Source organism: Streptomyces sp. NRRL WC-3549 (genome assembly GCF_000721935.1).
Lineage (GTDB): Bacteria > Actinomycetota > Actinomycetes > Streptomycetales > Streptomycetaceae > Streptomyces.
In genome coordinates, this window is the sequence record NZ_KL585391.1 from 80,345 (window position 1) to 81,241 (window position 897).

The following is an 897-nucleotide window of genomic DNA, read 5'->3' on the forward strand; positions in this document are numbered from 1 at the left end:
CACGACCACGAGCGGATCGCGGCTGCCACCGGGCGCCGGGTCGTCGAGCGGTACGGGATGACGGAGACCCTCATGAACACCGGGGTCCGGGCCGACGGCGCACCGCGCGCCGGGACGGTGGGGCCCCCGCTGGCCGGGGTCGAGCTGCGGCTCGTCGAGGAGGACGGCACCGTCCTGGAGGAGGCCGGGTCCCTCGGCGAGATCCAGGTGCGCGGTCCGAACCTCTTCACCGGCTATCTGAACCGGCCCGACGCGACGGCCGCCGCCTTCACCGACGACGGCTTCTTCCGTACGGGCGACATGGCGACGGTGGACCCCGACGGTTATGTGCGCATCGTCGGGCGCAAGGCGACGGACCTGATCAAGAGCGGTGGCTACAAGATCGGCGCGGGCGAGATCGAGAACGCGCTGCTGGAGCACCCCGGCGTGCGCGAGGCGGCCGTCACCGGGGAGCCGGACCCGGACCTGGGCGAGCGGATCGTGGCGTGGGTGGTGCCCTCCGACGCCGGATCGCCGCCCGGAGAGCGGGAGTTGGCCGACCATGTGGCCGGACTGCTGGCCCCGCACAAGCGCCCGCGCGTGGTGCGGCTGCTCGACGCCCTGCCCCGCAACGACCTGGGCAAGATCATGAAGAGGTCGCTCGGTGTCTGAGGGGCCCGGCGGCGGCCGGGTACCGGCCCGGGACGCGATCGCCGCCGTCACCGGGGACTTCACGGAGTACCACCCGACGGGCGGGCCGGAGCCGGGCGACGGCCCGCTCGGCTGGGACGGGTACGGGCGCTCACGGGAGCGCGCGGCGGCACGGACCGGCGAGGAGGAGTCCGTCCTCTACGGCACGGCCGGTGTCGCCGGCCGCTCCTGCGTCCTGGTCGCCTTCGAGTTCGGCTTCCTCGGCGG

Annotated in this window: 1 protein-coding gene and 1 pseudogene; both read left to right on the forward strand. The window is 74.5% G+C overall.

The genetic code is table 11. The features are described from left to right. The coding region (locus tag IH13_RS0108905; RefSeq protein ID WP_031082650.1) for an AMP-binding enzyme at positions 1 to 651 on the forward strand (651 nt) is incomplete at its 5' end. Then, positions 644 to 897, forward strand: a pseudogene (locus IH13_RS0108910) (acetyl-CoA carboxylase); the annotation flags it as partial. The gene IH13_RS0108905 and the pseudogene IH13_RS0108910, both read left to right, overlap by 8 nt.